We start from the raw sequence: 25530 nt of genomic DNA on the forward strand, positions 1-25530 counted from the left end.
GTTCACCACCTTGATCAGTTATGAAGTAAATAGTAAAAGATAATCTGTTCAATTTGAATCATTTTATCTTCCATATTAAAGTTTAACCACAAAACGATTGTTAAAACAAAAGATAAAAGGTCATTATAAAAACCCGACAAGGTGATGATTCACCTTGTCGGGTTACTTCATTATTATTAGTTTTCTTCTACTTCTTTACGGTTTTTCTTGAAGAGCTTTGATAGTACTTCATACACGATTGGTACGACAATTAATGTTAATAACGTCGAGCTTGTTAAACCACCGATAACGGTTACGGCAAGGCCCTTCGAAATTAACCCGCCACCGCCAGAACCCATAGCTAATGGGATCAATGCACCGATTGTCGCAATGGCTGTCATTAAGATTGGACGAAGGCGCGTGGCCCCAGCTTCTAAAATCGCTTCACGCATACTTAAACCATCGCGTTCCATATGAATAATACGGTCGACAAGAACGATGGCGTTCGTGACAACGATACCGATTAACATTAATAGACCCATCATGACAGAGACTGAGATCGTTTCATCTACAATTAGTAGACCAACGAATGAACCGATGACGGCGAATGGTAACGAGAAGAGAATCGCAAATGGAGCGACACCTTCACGGAAGGTCACAACAAGAATGAAATATACAATCGCAATTGCGGCAAGCATAGCGATACCGAGCTGCGTGAACGTTTCGTTCATATCGGCGGCTACACCAGCAACGCCGACGTTAACCCCTTTAGGTAAGTCTAACTCATCGATAGACTTTTCGATGTCAGATGTTACTTTTGAAATATCCTCACCAATGACAGTTCCTGATACAGTCGCATAGTACTCGCCTTTACTGCGAGCTAGTGTATTTAACGTTGTGCCTTCTTCAACAGTGACGAGTTCAGAAAGAGGCATTTTTTGTCCTGTTACAGTTGGAACTTCTGTCGCTAAAAGGTCGTCGATTGATTCGAGTTGTTTATTTTGTTTTTGTTGAACGATGACTTCTAATGTATCACCGTCTTTTTCTACTGTTGTTAATACATCCTGTGTTGTCGTTGGGTTTAACATCATAGCAATTTGTGCTGTCGTTAAACCGTACGGTAATAATTTGTCTTGTTCGACTTTAAATGTATGTTCGACGTAGGCATCTTCTGCACTTGAAGAGACATCTTCTAATCGATCATTTTCACTCATCACATCTTCTACCATTTTTACAGCTTCGTTTAATTTATTTAAATCTTCACTGTAGAAGGTGTAGCTGACTTCATTTGTCGATGTCGGTGTAGAGTGGAAATTTTGGCTTTTCCATTCGCCAGATTGTCCAATGTTAAACACATATTCTTCAATTTCTTCACGAGCTCCTGGGAAGTCTTCCATTTCTGGGTCAAAGATGAGGTACATTAATGCACCGCTATTTCCAGCACCCATCATGGCTGATGTGGTATCACCGCTCTCAGTGACAGATAATTGAACGATATCAATATCATCCCGTTTAAGCATCTCTTTTTCTACTACTTCAATGTTTGCCAATGTATCTTCCTTGAGTTCGCCTGTTTCTGGCGTATAAGTTAAATAAATGACTTTTTCTTCTTCACTACCCATGAAGCTGAAGCCGATTAATGGCGTTAATGCTAAGCTACCAACTAATAACATAACAGAAATGAGAGAGGTAATGACTTTATGGTTTAGTGTCCATTGAAGAACGCCTTTATACCAAGTAGCTAGTTTACCAGATTCTTTATGTTGGCTTTCTGTTTTCTCACTGTATAGCTTTTTCTTAAATAAGAAGTGAGATAGCGCAGGAACGATCGTAATCGCGACAAGTAATGATCCACCGAGTGCAAAGGTCATCGTTAATGCGAACGGCATGAACATTTCACCGACCATCCCGCCAACGAAAATTAATGGCGCGAATACCGCCACCGTTACTAATGTAGATGACAGGATTGGTTTAAACATTTCAATGGTCGCTTCGCGTATAAGTGCACGACCTGTTAATTTTTCTTCCTTTAAATGAAGACGTCGATAAATATTTTCTACTACTACGATGGAGTCATCAATGACACGACCGATCGCCACGGTAATTGCACCGAGCGTCATAATATTGAGCGTGATATCCATCCAATGTAGCAATAGAAAGGCCATGAAGATTGAAACTGGGATGGAGACAATCGAAATAATGGTTGATTTAAAATCACGCAGGAATAGCAAGATGATTAATATTGCTATTAAACCACCAAATATGGCTTTTTCCATCATTGTTGCGACTGATTCTTCAATCGGTTTCCCTTGGTCTAAAGAAATATCGATCACTAGTCCGTCGATTTTTTCTTCTTCTTCATCAGCTAACTTCTTCACGCTGTTGACGACTTCTACTGTGTTAGCTTGCTGCTCTTTCACGATTTGAATAGCAATCGCATTTTCACCGTTTGTACGTGAAACGGATTGAACTTTGCCCACCGTTTCGATGGTAGCGATGTCGCTAAGCTTCACAAATGGTGATGGTTGTGTAGCAGATGGTGTGACAGGGATTAACATTTCCTGTAATTCTTCAGCAGTCATGAATTTTCCATCTACGGCTACTGCTTGTTCACCTTTTTTAAATTCATAAAGACCTAATGAGATAGCTTGGTCACTTGCTTGAATCGTTTGTTTGACAGTCTCTTCGGTTAAGCCAAGTTTAGCCATCTTTTCTTCATTATACGTAAGCTGTACTTCTTCAATATGTTGACCGGTCATTGTGGCCGATGCGACACCGTCGATCTTTTCGATTTTTGGAAGAATGATATCTTCTACTGTCGACGTTAGCTCAACAATATCTTCTTTTTCACTACTTACACTTAGAGCAACGACTGGCATCATGTTCATGCTAATAGCTGTAACATTTGGCTCTTGTGCTCCTTCTGGCAAAGTCACTTTGCTGATTGCCGATTGTAAGGCACGGTTGGCTTCATCCATATCGGTTCCATATTCATATTCCACTTGAATATTAGCCATGTTAGAATAGGAATTTGAATAAACAGATTTTACATCTTTAAGCCCATCAATGGCTTTTTCTAACGGTATGGACACTTCGTTCATTACTTTTTCAGGAGTTGCCCCAGGATATACGTCCATGACCATTAAGTATGGAATCGAAATATCCGGAATCATCTCCTTGTTCATTCGTGTCCCGGAATAGATTCCTGATACAGTGATGATAATGGTAAGTAACCATACTGCCAGTTTATTCTTAAGGACGAAATTGACTAATCCTTTCACTCGAACACCACCCTAGAATTGACTGATTTCATTCAATTATTTATGTTAAATGACTAACTGGTCAATTGTCAATGATATAGAGCGGAGAAGATATAATGGTTAAAAAACAATTAATTATGGAAAGTGCGCTAGAATTATTTGCAAAACAAGGTTTTGAAGCGACATCTGTTCAACAAATCACGGAGCACTGTGGTATTTCTAAAGGGGCTTTCTACTTATCCTTCAAGTCAAAGGATGAACTGATTTTAGCTTTGATTGACCATTTTATGATGCAAATCACCTCTGATATTGACTACGTGGTCATAAACGTGCATGACAATGGAGAACTTCTCTATCAATTTTATTACACCACGTTTCATTCTTTTCAGAAGCATTCCGACTTTGCCAAAATTCTCATTAAAGAGCAGACGCAATCCTTTAATGAAGAATTTATGATAAAAATGCGCAATTATGATACTTCAGTAGAAAATACGATCCTATCTATGATTGAACGCTTATACAGTCAAGAAGTCGAGCATACGAAATATGATTTAATGTATTGTATTAAAGGCTTTATGAAGACTTATTCAGAGTTGCTTTTATTCTATAACGTACCGTTGGATCTCAATGTATTGTCCCAATCACTTGTAGAAAAAACAAATTTACTAGCGAGACACACGACCACTCCGTTTATTTCCCAAGAGCTTTTCCAAATTATGAAGCAACCAATGGATGAAGAAGTATCGGAGGAGAAAATTATTGAAATCATTGAACGAAGATTAGAAGAAATGGAAGAGTCGATTGAAAAAGAGTCATTAATTCTGTTGAAACAACAGTTACTTGAACCGACGTTAAGCCTTGCTATTATAAAAGGGTTGCTCGAAAACATTCGAAATCATCCTCATTGTAAATGGGTTTCTTATTTACTTCGTCGTTATTATGAGTTTTAAAGGGGAAGAAGGGCAGCATGCTGCCCTTCTTAGTGATCAGGTATTATACGATCGGTCTTTCATTGCTTACTAATTGTAAAAGTTGTTAACTGTTTGTCGCGGCGCAGTAAATCGATAAAGACTTGAAGTGCTTTTGTTTGAAATGGCGATGTTGTCACGATTGAGAATTGTCTTGTAAAAGGTAGTCCGTTAACCTTAATTATTTGCAAGTGTTCATAACGGAGTTCTTTTTGAATGGCCCACTGAGACAATAAGCTAATACCTAATCCGGCTTCAACGGCTTCTTTAATGGCTTGAGTACTGCCGAAGTTCATGATGTGAGCAGGAGAAATATGTAATCGTTGAAAAGCATGTTCCGCTGCCTCTCTTGTGCCTGAACCGGATTCGCGCAAAACCCACGTTTGTTGTTCTAAATCTTTGGTCGTCACTTCGCCATCTTTATTCGATAGCGGGTGGGCAGGGGAGGCGATGATAACCATGGAATCTTCTGCAATTTCTTCTGTCTGTAATGGTTGTTCTGTTTTGAAATGCCCTTCGACAATGCCGATGTCGAGTTGATGACTCATCACTAAATTAGATATGTCCGCTGTATTACCAATCGTCACTATTGGTTTAATGTCTGGATAGTTTTTTTGCATATTTGCGACAATGTGAGGGAGGATATACTCTCCGAATGTGTAACTTGCTCCAATTGAAAGAGGTCCGCTTGCTTTGTTTGCTAAATCATCCACTAAGTGCTCTATTTTCGTATATAACCCGATAATTTCTTTTGCATGATGAAAGACGATTTCTCCTGCTTTATTTAACCGCACATATTTATTCGTCCGTTCAAGCAATTTGACGCCAATGTATTCCTCTAGCTTGCGAATATATTGGCTGACAGCAGGTTGGGTCATATGCAATTCTTCCGCTGCCCTAGAAAAGTTCTTTTTTTCTGCCACTGTCACAAAAACTCGTAGATGGATATCCATACTTCCCTTCCTTTTTCCTCTAAATATTTTTCATCTATTATATCAATTTGCTTATTATCATCATCATAAATAGTTATTTTTCTTATAGAAAAACTTCCTTTATAGTTGCAGTAGGAGGTCGTTTTTATGGAATTGCCAAAGGTGGATATAGTTGAAAAGAAAGGTAGAAAACTTTTACCCCAAATAGCATGGGGAGGCGGGATTACCTTCACATTTCTTATTGCGTCATTAGGCTATTTATTAGCATATGTGCCAGGATTTCATTATGTTGGTCAACTGGCATGTGCGATTCTTATTGCGGTTGTGTATCGGCAACTGTTTGGCTACCCTGAGGTCCTTCGATCTGGCATTACCTTTTCATCTAAAAGATTGCTACGGGCTGCTATTATTTTATATGGTTTAAAATTAAACATCGATACTGTTCTTCATGATGGAATAGGGCTTGTCATGCGTGATGCAGGAGTAATTATTTTCTCCATCTTCATGACAATTTGGCTCGCAAAGGTGTTTAAAGCAGATAAAATGATATCTTTATTGCTTGGCGTTGGAACAGGAGTGTGCGGGGCAGCAGCGATTGTAGCGGTTGCACCGATTATCAAATCAAAGGACGAGGATACAGCGATCAGTGTGGGTGTTATCGCATTGGTGGGGACAATATTTTCTATTACTTATACAATTTTGTTTCCTTTTTTACCTTTGGATGCAATTCAATATGGAATTTGGTCCGGCATGAGCCTGCATGAAATTGCTCATGTTGCACTAGCAGCTGAACCGGCAGGAGAAGAGGCATTGGTCATCGCGTTATTAGCAAAATTAGGCCGGGTGTTCTTACTTATTCCGCTTTGTTTCATATTTATATATATGATGAAACGTAAACATAAAGGAGCGGACGAATTGGATGCGAAGATGGAATATCCATGGTTCCTTGTTGGTTTTATTCTTTTAAGCATTTTAGGCAGTTATGTATTTGGACATTCCATTGAAGTATCTGAGAGAGTTATGAACGCTATGTTCACCTTAACTACTTGGTTGCTAACAGCAGCAATGGTTGGGCTTGGACTTAATGTAAACTTGAAAGATTTGCGTACGAGAGCTTTACGGCCCCTTTTGGCGATGACGATAACATCTATTGTGTTGTCCACTGTTGTGTTCTTGCTTGTCTAATTTCGTGCGATTTTTGTTTGAATCCCTCTATTTATAGATGCAAGTGTTCGTATTTTGAGGCGGTTATTATATAACAAATCTAATAGTAAATCTAGAGTTTAATCCTATTCCTTACCTCTGCATTATGAAAAGGATTATTTCTTGATTTTGTCAACTACGTAAGCCATAAGATACAAAAAATCGTCATAAGTTCATGTGAAGCTTGTCACAAATTATACGAAAATCTATCACAAGTTGTTTAAAAAGGTATCATAAATTCCCCATACATCTGGTCTACAATAGTAACTATGTTAGATAAAATGTGAATCTGTGAACAAAATCAACTCTAGCGTACAAAACGTAGAAAATTTGGAGGGAAACAACAGATGGATGAGTTATTGCTAGCTAGACTTCAGTTTGGCGCTACGACGATTTTTCACTTTTTGTTTGTGCCATTATCTATCGGACTTGTGTTCATGGTAGCGTTAATGGAAACATTCTATGTAGTGAAAAAGAAAGAAATTTACAAGAAGATGGCAAAGTTTTGGGGACACTTATTCCTTCTTAACTTCGTAGTCGGGGTTGTAACGGGGATTATTCAGGAGTTCCAATTTGGAATGAACTGGTCTGAATACTCACGATTTGTCGGAGATGTTTTTGGTGCACCGCTTGCGATTGAAGCGTTGCTTGCGTTCTTTATGGAATCTACATTTATTGGATTGTGGATTTTCGGTTGGGATCGCTTATCGAAGAAAGTGCATTTAATGTGTATTTGGCTTGTATCAATTGGAACGATGTTATCAGCTCTTTGGATCTTAGCAGCTAACGCTTTTATGCAAGAGCCAGTAGGTTTTGCGATGAACAATGGTCGCGCTGAGATGAATGATTTCTTTGCATTATTGATGAACCCTCAGTTATGGGTGGAATTCCCGCACGTTATTTTCGGTGCACTTGCAACGGGAGCGTTTTTCATTGGTGGTGTAAGTGCTTATAAGTTATTGAAGAAACAAGAAGTTGAATTTTTTACTAAATCTTTCAACCTAGCGATGGTTGTAGCATTGATCTCTGGATTAGGAATTGCCTTCAGTGGTCACTCTCAAGCACAGCATTTAATGTTTTCACAGCCAATGAAGATGGCGGCGAGTGAAGGGTTATGGGAAGATAGTGCAGACCCTGCTCCTTGGACTTTATTTGCGAATATCGACGTGGAGAAGCAAGAAAACACGGCTGAAATTCATATTCCATATGCATTGAGTTATTTAACTTACGAGAAGTTTTCTGGCTCTGTACCAGGAATGCTAACGTTACAAAAAGAATATGAAGAAAAGTATGGCCCTGGGGATTATATTCCACCAGTGAAAACAACATTCTGGAGCTTTAGAATCATGGTTGTTACTGGTATGGTGATGATCTTCGCTGCAGCATTAGGTTTATGGTTCCAATATAGAAAGACATTAATGAATCAAAAATGGTTGTTAAAAGTGATGGTGGGGTTAATTTCTTTCCCATTCATTGCGAATACAGCTGGTTGGATTATGACAGAGATCGGCCGTCAGCCGTGGACTGTATTTGGTTTGATGACGACATCTGCTTCAATCTCGCCTAACGTTTCATCCAACGAATTGTTGTTCTCGTTCATTTCCTTTACAACGATTTATTTAATCCTTGGAATTGTGTTAGTTTACTTGTTCGTAAGAGAGATTAAAAAAGGAACAGAACATCATGGACAAGACTCTCAAGATGTACATGACACCATTGATCCTTTTGATAAGGAGGCTTACCAATAATGGAATTAAGTGAATTATGGTTTCTTCTTGTAGCTGTTCTGTTTGTCGGTTTCTTCTTTCTTGAAGGATTCGACTTCGGTGTAGGAATGGCTGGAAGACTTATAGGGCAAAATGATTTTGAACGTCGAATTATGATTAATACAATTGGTCCTTTCTGGGATGCCAATGAAGTATGGTTATTAACTGCGGGGGGAGCGATGTTTGCTGCTTTCCCTCACTGGTATGCAACAATGTTTAGTGGTTATTACATTCCATTTGTTTTTATTCTACTTGCTTTAATCGTTCGTGGTGTATCGTTTGAATTTAGAGGGAAAGTGGATAGTAAGAAGTGGACAAATACATGGGATTTGGCTATTCTTGTCGGAAGTATCTTACCTCCATTTTTATTCGGAGTAGCATTTACTAGCCTTTTAAAGGGAATGCCAATTGATGAGACAATGACGCTAAACGCAGGATTCGCTGATTATGTGAACCCGTATTCTGTAACTGGTGGAATTGTTGTGACACTACTATGCTTAATGCATGGATTAGTATTTTTAACGTTACGTACAGTGGGAGACTTGCAAGTGCGTGCTCGTAAAATGGCACAAAAAGTTGTCTTTCCAGTTCTTATTTCGCTAGTTGCTTTCGTTGCGCTTTCTTATAAATATACAGATTTATTTACGTATCGAGGCAATGTAACGATTCCAATGATTGTTTTAATCGTTGTTTGTTACGTAGCGACGATCATTATGTTAAAGAAGAAAAGAGACGGCTGGAGCTTCTTCTTCAGCGGTATGGGAATTGTTTTAACGATTTCAACGATTTTCGTTGCTCTATTCCCTCGTGTGATGATTAGTTCGATTAGCAGTGCTTATGATTTAACGGTTTATAATGCAGCATCAGGTGCCTATTCATTAAAAGTGATGACGATTGTTTCACTTACTCTTCTACCATTTGTTCTTGGTTACCAAATTTGGAATTACTATGTATTCCGTAAACGTGTTGATGGGAAGGACATGGTTTATTAATGGATAAACAATTACTTCAATATGAAGGCATGAAAAAATTATTAGCGTCTCTTACGATATTGACGGTGTTACAAGGAGTGTCCATTCTTCTGCAAGCAATTATGCTTGCAGAAGTGGTCACTCATCTTTTTAATTCCGGCGCTTTTCAAGAGGTATATACAGAAACGCTTTATTTTGTGCTTAGCTTTCTTGCTCGTTATGGTATTCAGCATCTAAAGAATAAAATGATGGATCGCTACTCAGCAGATATAGGCGCAAAATTACGTGCCGAAGTGCTAGATAGCTTATTTCACCAAGGACCACGTGCAGCGAAGAAAATTGGAACAGGAAATATCGTTACGTTACTGCTAGATGGAATCTCGCAGTTTAAGCAATATATCGTCTTGTTTACTCCTAAGATGGTAAATATGATGATTATTCCGGCGATGGTTGTCATGTATGTACTGCTTCAGGATCGTACATCAGCCATTATTTTAATTGTTGTTGTACCGATTTTAGTCGCTTTTATGATTCTGCTTGGTTGGGCCGCTCAGAAGAAAGCAGATAAGCAGTGGGACATGTATCGAGTCCTTTCCAATCACTTTGTGGATTCATTAAGAGGATTAGAAACGCTGAAGTATTTAGGTTTAAGTCGGTCGCATAGTCGAAAGATTGAACTAGTCAGTGACCGCTATCGAAAAACGACGATGGGAACGTTGAGATTTGCCTTTTTGTCTTCTTTTGCAATGGACTTTTTCACGACGTTATCAGTTGCTACAGTAGCTGTTTTCTTGGGCTTACGTTTAATTGAAGGAGAATTGTTGCTACAGCCTGCTTTGACAATCTTAATTTTAGCGCCAGAATATTTCTTGCCGATACGGGAGATTGGCGCAGATTATCATGCGACGTTAAATGGAAAAGAAGCGGGAAAGAAATTGAAAGAAATTGCTTCTCTTCCTCAGTTTAAAGCAGAGGAAAGACAACCGATAGGTCGTGTCAACGAAGAAACGAATATCGAACTATCTGCTGTTACTGTTCAACATGAAATCGAAGGGAAGCCTTCTCTTGCCGATGTATCACTTTCTATCAAAGGCTATCGTAAAATTGGTATTGTTGGGGAGAGTGGAGCAGGAAAGTCAACATTCATTGATTTGATTGGTGGGTTTATTGAGACGAATTCGGGTAGCATCAAGGTCGATGGACAATCATTTACTCATTTGCAAAGAAAGGAATGGCAAGAACAGCTCATCTATATTCCTCAACATCCTTATTTATTTCAAGATACCCTGTTCAATAATATTGCGTTTTATCATCCGAATGCCACTCTAGAAGAAGTGCAGTGGGCGGCCGATCAAGCTGGGTTATCACAGTTACTTCAAGAGTTTCCCAATGGCTTAGATGAAAAGATTGGTGAAGGCGGACGGACATTGAGTGGTGGACAAGCACAAAGGGTAGCTATTGCTAGAGCTTTTCTTGAAAAACGTCCAATATTGCTATTAGATGAACCGACGGCTCATTTAGATATTGAAACAGAATATGACTTGAAAGAAAGATTCGTCAACTTATTTGAAGAGAAGCTGGTCCTATTAGCAACGCATCGACTTCATTGGATGTTGGATATGGATTATATTTATTTCTTGCATCAAGGAAGAGTAGTAGAAGAGGGTACACATGAGGAGCTTATGAAGAAGAAAGGCCAGTACTATCAGATGGTGAGAATACAAATGGGGGATGAGGCATGAACGATAAAGGTTGGGTTCTCCCGTATTTAAAAGAGAACAAACGCTTGTTAATATTTGTTGTTTTACTAGGGTTTCTAACTGTTTTTGCGGCATCCTCTTTAATGTACACATCTGGATACTTAATTTCTAAGTCCGCAACAAGACCAGAAAATTTACTGATGGTCTACATTCCGATTGTCGGTGTTCGTACTTTTGGAATTGGACGAGCTGTCTCGCGCTATATTGAGCGATTAGTCGGCCATGGAGTCGTATTGAGAATCCTATCGAAAATGCGCTTAAAAGTGTATCAGTTAGTTGAACCACAAGTTTTACATCCGCGTTCGAAATTAAAGACAGGGGATGTATTAGGGATACTGGCAGATGATGTGGAACGGCTTCAAGATATTTATTTAAAAACGGTGTTTCCTAGCTTAGTCAGCTTGTTTCTTTATTTACTTGCTGTTATAGCTCTTGGATTCTTTTCATGGCCGTTTGCCTTGTTAATGGCGATCTATGCTGGTGTTTTAGTATTTTTGTTTCCGTTTGTTTCTTTGCTTGTGATGAAAGCGAAAGTGCAACAAATTAAACAAGGGCGTCATGTTCTTTATGGACGATTAACAGATGCGGTCATGGGTGTAAGTGACTGGCAGTACAGTGGTCGTCAGATGGAATTTATTGAAGAATATGAACGTCAGGAGCATCAGTTGCTATTGCTAGAACAAAAGCGAAACCGTTTCGTTAGATGGAGAAACTCTATGGCGCAAGTTGTGATTGCGATTATGGTTGTTTCAATGTTAGCGTGGACCGCGAATGAAAGCTCGATTGGTGCCATTGACTATACGCTTATTGCGGCGTTTGTGCTAGTGTTGTTTCCACTAACGGAAGCATTCTTACCGCTATCAGACGCTGTTAGTGAAATCCCGTCTTATCAAGATTCGATTGATCGGTTGTCGGGGCTTGAATTAGGCGGCCAGCAAGCGGCTGATAAGCAAGGTGAAAATCTAATCGTGCCAAACGATGAGCCATCTGTTCTTGAATTGCAGCACGTCTCTTTCCAGTATGATGATTATCGCCGTGTGTTAGATGATGTTAGTTTTTCTATTACGCAAGGTGAAAAAGTGGCTTTGCTCGGACCGAGTGGGGCAGGAAAATCAACGATTCTTAAATTAATCGAAGGCGTTGTCCCTCCAACTAATGGCTCTATTACGTTGAACGGAGTAGCTACTCATGAGATCAGCGCTAGTATGTCTCAATGGGTTGCTGTATTAAATCAAAGTCCTCATCTGTTCGATACGACGATTTTAAACAATATTCGTCTTGGACGTCCAGAGGCGACGGATGAAGAAGTGTACGAAGCGGCGAAACAAGTGAAAATTCATGATTTAATTGAATCTTTGCCGAATGGTTATGAAACGCAAGTGCACGAGATGGGAAGTCGATTTTCTGGAGGGGAGCGTCAGCGCATCGCTCTTGCTCGTATTCTATTGCAGGATGTGCCGATTGTCATTTTAGATGAACCTACAATAGGACTTGATCCGTTAACAGAGAAAGAGCTACTTACGACGATGTTGGATGTATTAAAAGGAAAATCTGTCTTATGGATCACACATCATTTAGCGTTTATTCATAAAGCGGATCGCGTGTTATTCCTTGACCAAGGAAATATTGTCTTACAAGGTGAGCATGAACATTTATTGAAGACAAATGAGCGTTATCAGCGACTTTACGTGCTTGATCGACCGTTTGAAATATAAAGAACTTTAAGGCGTATAGCTTCTGTTTAGAAGTCATACGCCTTATTTAGAAGGAAAAATGTTTGTTAAGCTTTTGTAAATGTAAAGAAGCGGTTAAAATTATATGATATGATCATACTAGAAGTACGATATCGAAAATCGATATCGTACTTCTACATTAATGGGGGGACAACTGTGGAGGATAAAGTTTTACGTAAATTATTTCTTGGGTTTATCCATATTCATATACTGCATCATGCGAAAGAGCATCCTATTTTTGGCATGTGGATGTTAGATGAGCTGAAGGAGCATGGGTATAGTATGAGCTCAGGAACATTGTATCCGATTCTTCATTCAATGGAAGCAGATGGACTGTTAGTAAAAGAAGAGCGAAAAGTAGAAGGGAAAATACGGAAATATTATCGAGCAACGGATAAAGGAGTTGCTGTGCTGAACGAAGCGCGGATGAAAGCATACGAATTATTTAAAGAAATAAAGGATGAATAACAACTTTTAGAAAAGACAAATATGAGGGGAGAAAGTGTATGGGTCATCAAACAGCAAACAAAGAAAAAGGCAGGACGTCTTTGCGAACTTTGTTGGAAATATTGTTGGTGTCAACAAGACTTGGATTTACATCTTTTGGGGGACCAGTCGCACATTTAGGCTATTTTCATGAGGAATACATTCGGCGAAGAAAGTGGATGGATGAAAAGAGTTATGCCGATTTAGTCGCTCTATGCCAGTTCCTTCCTGGGCCGGCGAGTAGCCAAGTTGGAATAGGCATTGGCGTCATGCGTGCAGGAGTGCTCGGTGGTATTGTTTCATTTTTAGGGTTTACGTTACCTTCTGTCATTGCACTTATTATTTTTGCTTTAATTTTACAAGGCCTTAACATTGGTGACTCGGGCTGGATACATGGCTTGAAAATTGTTGCAGTAGCAGTTGTTGCTCATGCGATTTTAGGAATGGCACAAAAGTTGACACCGGATTTAAAGCGAAAAGCCATCGCTTTAATTGCACTGGTTGTTACTTTACTATGGCAAACTGCTTTTACACAAGTCGGCGTCATTTTATTGGCCGCGTTTATTGGCTACTTAATCTATCAGCAGCATCAAGACAATGATGAAGCTACCATCGGTTTTCCCGTTTCGCGTCGTCTCGGGATGATTTGTTTAACATTGTTTTTTGGATTACTGCTAGTTCTCCCGATTTTGAGGGAAATGACTTCATCACATTGGGTGGCTATGTTTGATAGTTTCTATCGTTCTGGTTCACTCGTATTTGGTGGAGGCCATGTTGTCTTGCCTTTACTTGAAAATGAATTTGTACCTAATGGTTGGATCAGTAAAGAAGCGTTTCTTGCAGGATATGGAGCTGCACAAGCTGTTCCGGGTCCGTTATTTACATTTGCCGCCTATATTGGCGCTGTCATGAATGGATGGTTAGGTGGGCTAGTAGCCACCGTTGCGATCTTTTTACCAGCTTTCTTACTCATTTTAGGTACTCTTCCTTTTTGGGATAGTCTACGTCGCAATCCAAAGATTAAAGGGGCATTAATGGGCGTAAATGCCGCCGTTGTTGGGATACTAATTTCCGCTTTTTACAAGCCTATTTGGACGAGTTCTATTTTAGCGCCAATTGACTTTGCCTTTGCGGCGGTTTTGTTTAGCATGTTAGCGTACTGGAAACTATCGCCATGGATCATTGTCGTGACAGGTGCAATTGGTGGGGCACTGCTTTCGCTTATATAGGCATTGGGATAGAAGCAGCTCTAAAAAAAAGCGTCAAAGAGCAATAGTGCCTTTGACGCTTTTCGTGTAATTAGTTTTGGATATCGATTAAAATCTTTGCTTGGCTCTTATCTTTACCAAGAAGCTCTAATCCTTCTTCAACCACTTGATCTAAAGCAATTTTCTTTGTAATAACTTGCTTAACATCAAGCTTGCCTGAATCGATTAAATTGATGACTTCAGGGAAGATGTTGCGGTAAGCTAATACAGAAGTGATATTCGCTTCTTTAATCGTCAATTGAAGAATATCTACTTTTACAGGTTCAGGGATGATAGAAACAACCATTACTTCGCCTTTTTTCTTAACAGTAGAAAGGGCATTCGCTAATGTTACTTCAGCGCCAGCTACTTCATACGCTATATCAACACCGCCTGCGGATAGGGCAAGAATTTTTTCGACAGAGTTTTCTTCGATCGCATTGATTGTATGCGTTGCTCCTACTGTCGTTGCTTTTTCTAGTCTTTCTGGAGAAACGTCTACAGCATAGATTTCTGATGCACCAGCAGCTTGAGCGGCCATGATTGTTAGTAATCCGATAGGTCCTACACCGAATACAGCGACTTTATCGCCTACTTTTAGTTGGCTTTGTCGTACAGCATGTAGGGCAACGGCTGTTGGCTCGACTAATGCTCCCTCTTCAAGTGAAACGGAATCAGGAAGTTTATGCACCATTTTTGGTTCAACGATAGCGTATTCAGCAAATCCACCATTAGCATTTAATCCGATAAAACCGAAATCTACACATTGGTTATAATGATTTTGTTTACAATATTGACATTTGCCACAATAAATAAGTGGTTCAATAGTCACGCGATCACCGACAGAGATATCAGTTACACCTTCACCAACTTCACTGACTGTTCCAGCAAATTCATGGCCTAATGTAAGCGGAGCCATTTCTCCGGAAACAGGATGAGGAACGTCTTGTTGAACACCTGCACCATGATAAGCATGTAAGTCACTACCACAGATACCAGCAAAAGCAACTTTTACTTTTACCTTTCCAGGTTGAATCATAGGTTCTTCTTTACTTTCTACTCGCACATCATGTTTTCCATACCATACAGCTGCTTTCATATATTACATCTCCTTAGTACATTTGATATAAGGCTTTACATATTCATTATATTGTCACATTATGTTTTAATAAATTTAAAAGTATTAATGGATACATAAGTTTCACTTAAGGAAAGGTGATGTTCATGAATATTGAACAGCTTGAGCATATTGTTGAGGTTGCGAAATATCAGTCTATATCTAGGGCAGCTGAAATACTCCATATTACCCAATCAGGGCTTAGCTTATCGATTACAGCTTTAGAAAAGGAATTAGATTTAAAAATATTTTACCGCTCTAGAGCAGGAGCTATTCCTACAGATTCAGGAAAAGAGATTATTAAGAAGTCAGTAGAAGCGTTGAATAAGATTCGAGAACTAAAGGAAGAAGCTTATTTTCAAACACATACGATAACGGGAGACTTAAGCTTTGAAGGCATACCAGGTGTGATGCCTACTTTAGTGCGGGCAGTGGCATTTTTGAAAAAGAAATACCCTAGTCTGAACATCGAAATATCAGAAAAAGGTTCATTTGAGATTATCGAAAACTTCAAACAGAATAAGGTTGATATGGGGTTTGTTGCTTTGACTCAAGAGATGCTACAAGAAAAAATTGGAGTGGATTTTGAACCAATTATTAAAGGGAAAATGGTTGTTTGTGTAGGGAAAAAATCTTCCCTTTCTAACAGAAGAAAGATTCATCCGCAAGAGTTAATAAACGAGACATTTATCTTATATAAAGATGATTATGTCGATCAATTTATGGAAGCGTTAACGAAAAGTTTTGGACACCCTCAAATACTATTCACTACAAATAATAGTTATGCGATTGAAAAAGCATTGACGGAAGATGTGGCGATAACAATTGGACATGATTACTCATTTGTTAATCACCCTCTAATTATTAGTGGAGAATTGGTTACGTTAGAGGTTATGCCTTATCCTCAACAAGAGGTTTATTTTGGGTGGTTAAATAAACGAAACGACCAGCTTGCTCTCCTATCTAAGCAAATCATCCAACTTTTTAAACAGGATTTAACTAGAGGTGAAGCGATTGATCGTTCTTCGGATACGTTTTAATACCTTTATGGGCAAAGAAAATATATAATACTCATATAGGTATATGAAATGTTCATGAAGGAGGTGGGTAGTTTTATGAAAAAGCAATCTTATGAAAATCATACGCGTTATAATCCATTGCAACATTTTATCTGGTTGCCACTAGCTATTATTACACTAATTTCAGCTGGCGTGTATACCTTTTCATCGGTTAAAAACGAGGAGTTTTCTTTAAATACTTTTCTCATATTAGCATTAGCGATATTGAGTGCTATTGCTGGAATATTAGCACGGATGTATGGTCTTGCTTTGCAAGATCGGCTTATTCGTACAGAAGAGCAGTTTCGCTATTATATTTTAACAAATAAGCGACTAGATCCTCGCTTAACGGTTCCGCAATTGATTGCTCTTCGCTTTGCTTCAGATGAAGAGTATCCTGCATTGGCAGACAAGGCCGCTCAAAAGCAGATGGCTCCTAATGAGATCAAAAAAGCGATTAAGAATTGGCGTGCAGATGAGTATCGCGTGTAATGAATAGTTCATACGAAAAACCTCCAGTCGATGAGACTGGAGGTTTTTTGCTAATGATCAATAAAACAACTGTTTATCATACTATATGGTCATCAGACCTTTGAGGATAAAAATTATAAAAAGAGTGATAAGACAAAGGTCCAAATACATACAAAAAATAGGAAGGCAAAGCTGTATCTGATCGCCATTTTCGTTAGCGTGGATTCTTGTCCAGTCATACCAACCGCTGCGGTTGCGATGGCAACAGATTGTGGAGAGACGATTTTCGCCATAACGCCTCCAACCGTGTTTGCGGCTACTAATAAAGCTGGATTTGTTCCAATGATATGACCAGCCGTTGCTTGAATTGGAGCAAACAAGGTATTGTTGTTAACAACAGAGCCTGTCATAAATACGCCAATCCATCCTAAAATAGGAGACAATAACGGGAATATTTTTCCGGCTGTTGCTACACCTTCTCCTAATGCTGTCGTTAATCCACCGTAAGTCATTAATTTCGCAATACCGATAATGGCACAGATCATAATAATTGGTGTCCAGAATTCAATAATTGTACGTTTTAGAAGCGCCAATCCTTCGGCAAAATTGATTGTCTTCGTTATAGCAATCGTTGTTATACAAGCAAGCAATAAAGCAGTTCCAGTTGCGCCAATGAAATCTAAACTCATATTGATAGAGGACCCTGGAATCACAAATTTAACGATAGAATTGTGAAGGACGTTTCCTTCAGCAAATAGACCTTTAAAAGTTGTAGAGCTCCAAATTAATACGTAAACCGTTAACAATAAGAATGGTGACCATGCTTTAACAACTTCACCAAAAGAATAGGTCTCAATCTTCATTTCTTTTTCGTTAAGTGAGAAGATATTTTTCGGTTTCCATTTTTTAAGGAATAAAGTTAATGCTCCCAGTGTAATTAGTGATGGAATAATATCAGCTAACTCTGGACCAACGAAAATAGTCATGAACGCTTGGGAAGCTGAATAAATCGTTGATGTTACTAAAAGAGCTGGGAAAACTTCTTTAACTCCTTTGAATCCGTCAAGAACCCAAATTAATACAAACGGAATGATGAAGTTTGTAATCGGTAAAGTTAGTGCACTGATTTTAGATACGTCCATTGCAGTGACGCCTTCTAGACCGAATGTATCGATAATACCTACAGGGATACCGATCGCTCCAAATGCACCGGCAGCGGCATTAGCAATTAAGCACAGCATCGCGGCTTGTAACGGTTGAAAGCCTAATGAAATCAATAATACGGCACAAATGGCAATCGGAACACCGAAGCCAGCAGCTCCTTCAAGAAAGGCGCTTAAGCAAAAGCCGATTAATAAAAGCTGAAGACGTTGGTCTTGAGTAACACTAGTAATGCTTCCGCGCAAAGTGTCAAATAGCCCGGATTCTACTGAGATTTTGTATAGCCAAACAGCCATGACGATGATATACCCAATCGGGAAAATACCTTGAATCAACCCTTGAATCACACTACCAACTGATTCACCTGCTGGCAATTTAAATATGAAAAATGTAATCGCAAAGGTAACGGCTAAATTAAGTAGTGCTGCATGCAGTCCTTTCATTTTAAACACGGTTAAACATAAAAGGAACAAGATGATAGGCACCGCAGCAACAAGTGCTGAGATGCCAAGATGATTAAATGGATCAAATGTTTCTACTAACATAGTTAAGACTCCTCTTCGTCAATCAAATTATGTCCAAATCTGTGCTTGAATCTCTTTCAATGTTTTCACGGAGCCATCGAATTGAGCCTTTTCCTGTTCATTTAACGAGAGTTCTAAGACGGTTTTCGCACCGGTTCTATTTAAAACCGTAGGCACCCCGATGTATACATCATGATGTCCATATTCACCCTCTAGAAGTGAACCTATTGGTAAGGTGATCTGATGATCTTGAAGGATGGCTTTCGTTATTTTCGCTAATCCCATCGCAATTCCATAGTAAGTGGCACCTTTTGCTTCAATAATTTTATACGCTGCATCACGTACTTGCATCGCAATTTCTTCTTTTCGTTCATCTGTTAACTTTGGTGCGATCGGGATACTCGAAATATTGGCTGAGCTCCAAACGGGTAGCTGTGAATCACCATGCTCACCGATAATATAGGCGTGCACACTTGTAGGTGCAGTATTGAACTCTTGACCTAATAAAGAGCGGAAGCGTGCTGAATCCAATACAGTTCCTGAACCAATAACTCTCTCTTTCGGTAGACCAGAGTATTTCCATGTGGCGTAAGCTAAAATGTCTACTGGGTTAGTAGCAACTAAAAAGATGCCGTTAAATCCAGAATCCATTACTTGGCCAACAATTGTTTCAAAAATCTTTACATTTTTATGGACGAGATCTAATCTAGTTTCCCCGGGCTTTTGCGCTGCTCCTGCACAAATGACGACGATTGCAGCATCCTTACAATCTTCATACGAACCAAAAGTGATACTCATTGGACTAGGCGCATACACAACTCCGTGATCCAAATCCATGACATCGCCTTTCGTCTTTCCTTCGTTTAAATCAATAAGAACGAGCTCACTACTAATTCCTTGATTCATTAAAGCAAATGCATAACTTGAGCCGACAGCACCTGTTCCAATTAACACCACTTTATTTCCTAATGTCATTTCCAAAGAAAATTCCCTCCAATTAAATCAGATTGGTGAAACATTTCAGAAACCGACATAAAAAATACCACATTTCCGGATTTTTTTCTAGTCTATTTTGTGAAAAAAATTTTACAAGTTTAGTTTTCCATATTTATAAGGAAGAAATTCGTCCAATAATTATCATTTTTAGTACTTAGATAGTGTGATGAACATAAAAGCTCCAGCCAATTAGACTGGAGCTTTTGTATGTCGTCTAGCTTCAGGTGCTGCTAACCAGCGCCTTCCGCATTTGTTATTACAATGCTTCTTTAATTACTTTTTTGTAGTAAAGCACGGATAACAGACCGAAGATGGAGTATAGGCCAGTGTAGATGACCATGACGATGATCATCGGTGTCCAAACTTCGGTACCGAATAGGAACCACCCGGATTGGACGGCGAAATAGCTGTGTAGTAAGCCAACAACTAATGGGATACCAAAATTAAAGAGCTGCTTAATTTGGATTCCTTTTAATAGATCGCCTTGTGTGTAGCCGATCTTTCTTAAGATTGTGTAACTGTCTCTCTCTTCTTCGCTCTCATCCATTTGCTTAAAGTATAAAATACAGCCAGATGTGATGAGGAACGTAAGTCCTAAGAAGCCAACGATAAACATAACAAGTCCCATAGTTGATTTCTGGCTCGAGGCCATTTCTAGTTGAGAATGATTGATTCCTTGTTCGCTAGAAGAGAATGTCTGGAACAGATCGTTTGCTTTCTTGATGTTTGCTTTATCTTTAATATCAATGCCGATGTAAATAGATGATTCTTTTTGGATGGTTGGATCAAGATCCTTCTTTAAGCGTTCAAAAATTGTGTCATCAACGATCAGAACAGGTAAACCACCAGCAGTGAAATAAAAGGATGCCACAAAATCTTCATTTAACCCGATATAATTTTGAGTAATGACATTGTTTTTCCCTTTTAATCCGATCTTTCCGTTGTCTTTTAAAGGCATGAACTTCTTAAATAAGTCGTTATAGCCAGTGAACATCGCTTCATCTGCCGATAGATCGATGTCTTTTATGGCTTTGTCACTGATGACTGGAAGCTGTGAGTTTTCAGGGTCCATATTCTCATTATCTGCTTTTGAAGCTAATATTCGGGCGATGTCTGCATTGGCTTGAATGACCTCCATTTTGTGTTCGCTATATGAAATGTTTTGAGCCTTTAATTCTTTTGTGAATTGTGCTGCTTGTTGTTCATTTGTCATGGAAAAATCATGCGGTACATAGTTTTCGGCCATTTTTTCCGCAGAGTAATAGGAAATATAGCTAAGTGATAGTAAGCCAATCGCTAGCGCCGATACGGTTGTAATGATCGTTAATAGCATCGCGTTTGATTTCATGCGAAACATAATCGATGATAGTGACAATACATCATTAATATTTAAGTAACCATTTTTCTTCTTTCGAATGATGTTGGCGATGAAACGGACCGAACCTTTATAGAAAAGGTATGTACCGATAATGACTGTGGCAAGAATAAAGGTCATTGCCATGAACAATTCTTTCATTGTAGTAAAATCGCCGCCAAATAATTTCGATGAAGTATAGTAGCCGACGATAATAGAGATAATTCCTATGATTCCAAGCAGGATTTCAAATATTGAAATCTTTTTCACTTTACCCTCTGTTGTTGATGTCACTTTAAACAGAGATAAAATTGTTTGTCTTTTAATAAAGATGTAATTCGTTAGTAAAATGAAGAGGTAGATGACCGCAAACACGATCAATGTTTGAATGAATGCCTGCATAGAAAAGTTCAGGCTGGCTATTTCTTCAATGCCTAATATTTTAAATAAAATCATCATCACTAGCTTTGAAATAGAGAACCCGACCAATGTTCCGATCATTAATGAACTGAAATAAAGAATAAAGCTCTCCACGCTTAGCAGGCGAAAAATTTCGTTTTTTGTCATCCCGATTAATTGAAATAAGCCAATTTCCTTACTGCGTCGCTTCATAAAAATTTTGTTCGCATATAACAGGAAAATCGACACGATCGCTACAAGTAAAATGGACGCTGTTCCAATAGCAGCGGCTCCCTTAATTGATCCTTTTGCTGCATCCATGGACGGATCATATTGCAACGTCACAAAGGCGAAGTAAAGGGCGACACTAAACACTAAAGCGAAGATGTAAAGATAGTAGTTCTTTATATTCTTCTTCAAATTGCGGAGGATGAGTTGGTTAACGCTCATGCTGCACCCCACCTAATACACCTTGTGTTTTCATGATGTCTTGAAAGAATACTTGTCGATCTTCATTTCCTTTATTTAACTGGGTGTAGATTTGTCCATCTTTAATAAAAATCACTCGGCTACAATAGCTAGCGGCGACCGGATCATGTGTGACCATAATGATCGTGGCTTGTCGCTTTTGATTCAGTTCGCTTAGTTTATTTAATAAATCGGAAGCAGATTTTGAATCAAGGGCGCCAGTCGGTTCATCGGCGAAAATAATGCTAGGGTGATGAATGAACGCTCTAGCTGCGGATGTTCGCTGTTTTTGACCACCAGAAATTTCACTTGGATATTTATCTTTTAGATCTTGAATGCCTAATTCCATCGCTAGCGCCTGAAATCTTTGATCAGCTTCTTGCTTCGATACTTTCATAATTGATAACGGCAAGAGAATATTTTCTTTGACGGTTAATGTGTCTAGTAAATTATAGTCTTGAAAGATAAAGCCTAAATGGTGTTTACGGAATTCCGCCAGTTGCTTCTCTTTCATATTGGTCATTTCTTTTCCGTTAATTTTAATGTTACCTAGACTCACTTGATCGATTGAGGATAGTACGTTCAGCAAAGTCGTTTTTCCTGAACCAGACGCCCCCATGATACTAACAAATTCGCCTTTTTCAATGTTTAAATCAATACCTTTTAACACTTCTTGTTTATTGAATTTATTTCCATAGCTTTTATGAATTTTCGTTGCTTCTAAAATTGTCATTTGAACACGCTCCTTTTGAAAGATTGTTTGCTTATGTTCTTCTTTATTATAAAAGGATGAAATACGTTTCTCCTTCGAATGACCGAACAAAAAAGGAAAGCATGTGACATTGTTGTCACATGCTTATCGTACGAACGAAGTCATTTCGTTTAGGGAAGGTGAGTGTAACCGTTGTTCCTACTCCAAGTTCGGATTGAACCGTGATGTCGATCAATAATGGCTTTGCGATTTTTTTCGTTAAATACAGTCCCATGCCCGTTGCCGCGTTATTTTGATGCTCGGTTGTGGACGTAAAGCCTTTGTCGAAGAGGCGTGGGATGTCCTTTGAGTCAATTCCCCGTCCGAAATCTTGCACTTGAAGGACCGTTTGTTCATTCTCGATATAACTTTTAATGATAATATCGGATGCTTCGCTATATTTGACCGCATTTGTAAGCAGTTGTCGGAGGATAAAGGCGAGCCATTTTGTATCACTTAAGACGTTTTCTACTTCTAAATCAACGTCAAAGCCGATCCGCTTTTGCATACACCAAGAGCGCAATGTCTTTATTTCTTGAAAGATAATTTCTTCTAAACTCGTTTTTTCAATGTATAAATCATTTTCCATAAAAGGAAGTCTTTTTTGATGGAGCTGCTGATCCAATAACAGGTGAATTCGAAGCCATTCATACGTCATAGCGGCTTTCAATTTGTCATCCTCTAGGCGGTCAATCATTAAATGCAGCGCTGTTAGCGGGGTTTTCACTTCATGCACCCAAGCTAATAATTCATCCTTTTCCTGCTCAAGTAGCACACGATTTTCGGTCGCTTGCTGCTTCAATGCTGTAGTTTGCTTCGTCATGCTCGTAGCGATGATTTGTTCAAAAGGACTTTCTGGTACAGCAAGGTTGGTGATATCAAGGTCATGTTTGCGTTCTTGCAAGCTTTGATAAAATTTCGTTTCTTTATGGTAGCGAATGACCAAAAAGGTCGAAAAAATGAGCATTGATAGTAAGACAATATAAAAACCTGCCTCACTCGGAATAGATGGATCGATAAAAACGACAAGAACGATTAATAATTGTAAACATAAAAATAGGATGATCCAGCTAAGGCGTTCGAGTATGTATGTTTTAATCATGAAATGAGTCCTCTTCCTTTGCCATATACCCTTGACCGACCTTTGTCACGATGTGGCTTCCTAGAGCAAGTTCATCGAGCTTTTTGCGCAAACGATTGACGTTAACTGTTAATGTATTATCGCTAACAAAGCGCTGGTCGTCCCATAAACTATTAATCAACGCTTCACGGCTGACAATTTTGTTTTTTTGTTCAATGAGCTGCTTTAAAATAAAGATTTCATTTTTCGTTAGCTCGATCGAACCTGCATCATTTGTGACGGTATTTTTTTCATAATCGACGGTCGCCCCGCACCATGTTTTTAACTCAAGCGGTTCGGTATTGTAATTATATACACGACGAAGAATCGCTTGAATTTTGGCGATAAGCACATCGAAATGAAACGGTTTTTGAACAAAGTCATCAGCCCCAAGCTGCATCGACATCACCATATCGGTCGGGTGATCACGAGAGGATAAGAAAATAATCGGTACATTAGAATGAGAGCGAATCAGTCGACACCAATGAAAGCCATCAAATTTCGGCAATTGGATATCGATAATGACTAAGTCCGGTTTGATTGCTGTAAATTCTTGAAGCACTTGAGCGAAGTCAATAATTCCATACACATCATACGACCATTGCGATAAACGATCTTTAATTTCATGAAATAAGGAAGCATCATCTTCAATTAACAATAATTTAAACAACAGATTCACCACACAATTTGTAATTATTTCTTAAATTGTATAGGAAAATCTTATCGAATGCCAAGAGCAATAAAAAAGCCAGCGTTTATTCACTGGCCTTTTGTCGTAAATATTTTTTATCATTCATAAATAAACGCCAAAAGTAGAAGAAGCCGGGAAAAAGGATCGCAAATCCAACGATATAAGTGACAAATACGGCTCTAAATGAATTTGGATCGGTAAAAGCCGATTGAATTGTCACATTCGGATAAACGATGTAAGGCAAATGGGCTTTTCCATAGACGTAGCTAGCGATCAAGTATTGAATCGCGACGGCAACAACGGCGAGCCTCGGCATCCCACGAACGCTTTTATCTTGAAGCGATGGAACGAAAAGACCGAGGCCCCCAATCAAAAAGAAGCCGATCGAAAGAAATAATAGGGGAAGGTCATTCATCATTCGGTCGTAAAGCCAAGGGGCTTCGGTTTTTAACGTCCACATAATGAGAAAGGCCATTGCTAACGAAATCGGTCCAAGAATACGGGCATCACGTACATACGTTTCATACGCCTCTTTCTCTTGAGAAGCTTTCGAGTAGTCCGCTAGTAATAAAGAAGAGAGAAAGAGCGTACTGCTGATTGCAAAGCCGATAAAGGCGTATTCATTCGGGCTCGTAAATAATTTTTGTAAATTTAACGAAGGTAGTCCGTTCGTGTAATCAATAAATGCGCCATGAGTGATGGGTAGCACACTAATTAATAAACCAGGGATGAGGATTCCGGTGATCCCTGACACATAGGTTAGTGGCTTTTTGTACTCGGTAGCGATATTTGAAAATACGAGGAAGCTACTTCTAAGTGCAAGCAACAGCAAAATGGCACTTCCCGGAATGAGCAGGATCGTTCCTAACACATAAGCAGCGGTAGGAAACAGGCTATAAACGGCCACGACTAAAGCGACAATAAACGTATTTGTGACCTCCCATGTAGGGGATAAATAGCGGTTAGCAACATTAGTGGCCCTCGTTTGTTCCCGATTAATATAAATCATTGACCAAAAGCCAGCTCCGAAATCCATCGTGGCCATGACGGAATAAATAAACACAAATCCCCAAAGAACGGTAATGGCAATTAACGCATCAGTCATTGACATTCTC

20 protein-coding genes are annotated in these 25530 nt (G+C 39.0%); 10 read left to right on the top strand and 10 right to left on the bottom strand.

Features of this window, described 5'->3' with window-relative positions; translation table 11 throughout:
- Nucleotides 1-176 precede the first annotated feature (176 nt).
- Entirely contained in the window at nucleotides 177-3260 is a 3084-nt protein-coding gene (locus CEF22_RS00715) for an efflux RND transporter permease subunit (RefSeq protein WP_100401323.1), read from the bottom strand.
- A 95-nt stretch (nucleotides 3261-3355) separates the two neighbouring features.
- On the opposite strand from CEF22_RS00715, the gene CEF22_RS00720 reads away from it, so the two are divergent.
- On the top strand, nucleotides 3356-4189 hold the full coding sequence (locus CEF22_RS00720) for a TetR/AcrR family transcriptional regulator (protein ID WP_100401324.1): 834 nt from the start codon (nucleotides 3356-3358) through the stop codon (nucleotides 4187-4189).
- A 59-nt stretch (nucleotides 4190-4248) separates the two neighbouring features.
- Here CEF22_RS00720 and CEF22_RS00725 read toward each other — a convergent pair whose 3' ends face one another.
- On the bottom strand, nucleotides 4249-5160 hold the full coding sequence (locus tag CEF22_RS00725) for a LysR family transcriptional regulator (RefSeq protein WP_095480093.1): 912 nt from the start codon (nucleotides 5158-5160) through the stop codon (nucleotides 4249-4251).
- A gap of 126 nt (nucleotides 5161-5286) precedes the next feature.
- On the opposite strand from CEF22_RS00725, the gene CEF22_RS00730 reads away from it, so the two are divergent.
- The 7 genes from CEF22_RS00730 (at nucleotide 5287) to CEF22_RS00760 (ending at nucleotide 14287) form a co-directional block, all read left to right on the top strand.
- Nucleotides 5287-6324 carry a YeiH family protein gene (locus CEF22_RS00730; protein WP_100401325.1) on the top strand — a complete coding sequence of 346 codons (1038 nt, stop codon included), beginning with the start codon at nucleotides 5287-5289 and terminating at the stop codon, nucleotides 6322-6324.
- Nucleotides 6325-6689: 365 nt separating this feature from the next.
- A complete protein-coding gene (locus CEF22_RS00735) occupies nucleotides 6690-8090 on the top strand; it encodes a cytochrome ubiquinol oxidase subunit I (protein ID WP_100401326.1) in 1401 nt (466 codons plus the stop codon).
- Nucleotides 8087-9100, top strand: a complete 1014-nt coding sequence (cydB, locus tag CEF22_RS00740) for a cytochrome d ubiquinol oxidase subunit II (protein ID WP_100401327.1) — start codon at nucleotides 8087-8089, stop codon at nucleotides 9098-9100. The genes CEF22_RS00735 and cydB overlap by 4 nt, the downstream gene beginning before the upstream one ends.
- Complete coding sequence (cydD, locus tag CEF22_RS00745; RefSeq protein WP_100401328.1) at nucleotides 9100-10821, top strand: thiol reductant ABC exporter subunit CydD; 1722 nt, start codon at nucleotides 9100-9102, stop codon at nucleotides 10819-10821. Before cydB ends, cydD begins: the two co-directional genes overlap by 1 nt.
- Complete coding sequence (cydC, locus tag CEF22_RS00750) at nucleotides 10818-12554, top strand: thiol reductant ABC exporter subunit CydC (protein WP_100401329.1); 1737 nt, start codon at nucleotides 10818-10820, stop codon at nucleotides 12552-12554. The genes cydD and cydC overlap by 4 nt, the downstream gene beginning before the upstream one ends.
- 174 nt (nucleotides 12555-12728) lie before the next feature.
- Nucleotides 12729-13040 (top strand): PadR family transcriptional regulator, encoded by a 312-nt coding sequence (locus CEF22_RS00755; RefSeq protein WP_100401330.1) that lies wholly within the window; start codon nucleotides 12729-12731, stop codon nucleotides 13038-13040.
- 38 nt (nucleotides 13041-13078) lie between these two features.
- Nucleotides 13079-14287 (top strand): chromate transporter, encoded by a 1209-nt coding sequence (locus CEF22_RS00760; protein ID WP_100401331.1) that lies wholly within the window; start codon nucleotides 13079-13081, stop codon nucleotides 14285-14287.
- A gap of 70 nt (nucleotides 14288-14357) precedes the next feature.
- On the opposite strand, the gene CEF22_RS00765 is transcribed toward CEF22_RS00760, so the two are convergent.
- The gene (locus CEF22_RS00765; RefSeq protein WP_100401332.1) at nucleotides 14358-15404 is read right to left on the bottom strand and encodes a 2,3-butanediol dehydrogenase; all 1047 of its coding nucleotides are present in this window, start codon (nucleotides 15402-15404) and stop codon (nucleotides 14358-14360) included.
- Nucleotides 15405-15529: 125 nt separating this feature from the next.
- On the opposite strand from CEF22_RS00765, the gene CEF22_RS00770 reads away from it, so the two are divergent.
- The gene (locus tag CEF22_RS00770) at nucleotides 15530-16462 is read left to right on the top strand and encodes a LysR family transcriptional regulator (RefSeq protein WP_198507995.1); all 933 of its coding nucleotides are present in this window, start codon (nucleotides 15530-15532) and stop codon (nucleotides 16460-16462) included.
- Between the two features lie 75 nt (nucleotides 16463-16537).
- A complete protein-coding gene (locus CEF22_RS00775) occupies nucleotides 16538-16972 on the top strand; it encodes a DUF6526 family protein (RefSeq protein WP_100401334.1) in 435 nt (144 codons plus the stop codon).
- A gap of 113 nt (nucleotides 16973-17085) precedes the next feature.
- On the opposite strand, the gene CEF22_RS00780 is transcribed toward CEF22_RS00775, so the two are convergent.
- The 7 genes from CEF22_RS00780 to CEF22_RS00810 form a co-directional block, all read right to left on the bottom strand.
- The gene (locus CEF22_RS00780; RefSeq protein ID WP_100401335.1) at nucleotides 17086-18657 is read right to left on the bottom strand and encodes an L-lactate permease; all 1572 of its coding nucleotides are present in this window, start codon (nucleotides 18655-18657) and stop codon (nucleotides 17086-17088) included.
- A gap of 27 nt (nucleotides 18658-18684) precedes the next feature.
- Entirely contained in the window at nucleotides 18685-19617 is a 933-nt protein-coding gene (locus CEF22_RS00785) for an L-lactate dehydrogenase (protein ID WP_100401336.1), read from the bottom strand.
- Nucleotides 19618-19888: 271 nt separating this feature from the next.
- Nucleotides 19889-21835 (bottom strand): FtsX-like permease family protein, encoded by a 1947-nt coding sequence (locus CEF22_RS00790; RefSeq protein ID WP_100401337.1) that lies wholly within the window; start codon nucleotides 21833-21835, stop codon nucleotides 19889-19891.
- Nucleotides 21825-22586 (bottom strand): ABC transporter ATP-binding protein, encoded by a 762-nt coding sequence (locus tag CEF22_RS00795; protein ID WP_100401338.1) that lies wholly within the window; start codon nucleotides 22584-22586, stop codon nucleotides 21825-21827. The genes CEF22_RS00790 and CEF22_RS00795 overlap by 11 nt, the downstream gene beginning before the upstream one ends.
- 115 nt (nucleotides 22587-22701) lie before the next feature.
- Nucleotides 22702-23706 carry a sensor histidine kinase gene (locus CEF22_RS00800; protein ID WP_100401339.1) on the bottom strand — a complete coding sequence of 335 codons (1005 nt, stop codon included), beginning with the start codon at nucleotides 23704-23706 and terminating at the stop codon, nucleotides 22702-22704.
- On the bottom strand, nucleotides 23699-24394 hold the full coding sequence (locus tag CEF22_RS00805; protein ID WP_100401340.1) for a response regulator transcription factor: 696 nt from the start codon (nucleotides 24392-24394) through the stop codon (nucleotides 23699-23701). The genes CEF22_RS00800 and CEF22_RS00805 overlap by 8 nt, the downstream gene beginning before the upstream one ends.
- 85 nt (nucleotides 24395-24479) lie before the next feature.
- A complete protein-coding gene (locus tag CEF22_RS00810) occupies nucleotides 24480-25520 on the bottom strand; it encodes a cytochrome d ubiquinol oxidase subunit II (RefSeq protein WP_100401341.1) in 1041 nt (346 codons plus the stop codon).
- Between the last annotated feature and the right edge of the window lie 10 nt (nucleotides 25521-25530).

The sequence above is a fragment of the Bacillus sp. FJAT-42315 genome, from assembly GCF_002797375.1.
GTDB lineage: Bacteria > Bacillota > Bacilli > Bacillales > Domibacillaceae > Bacillus_CE.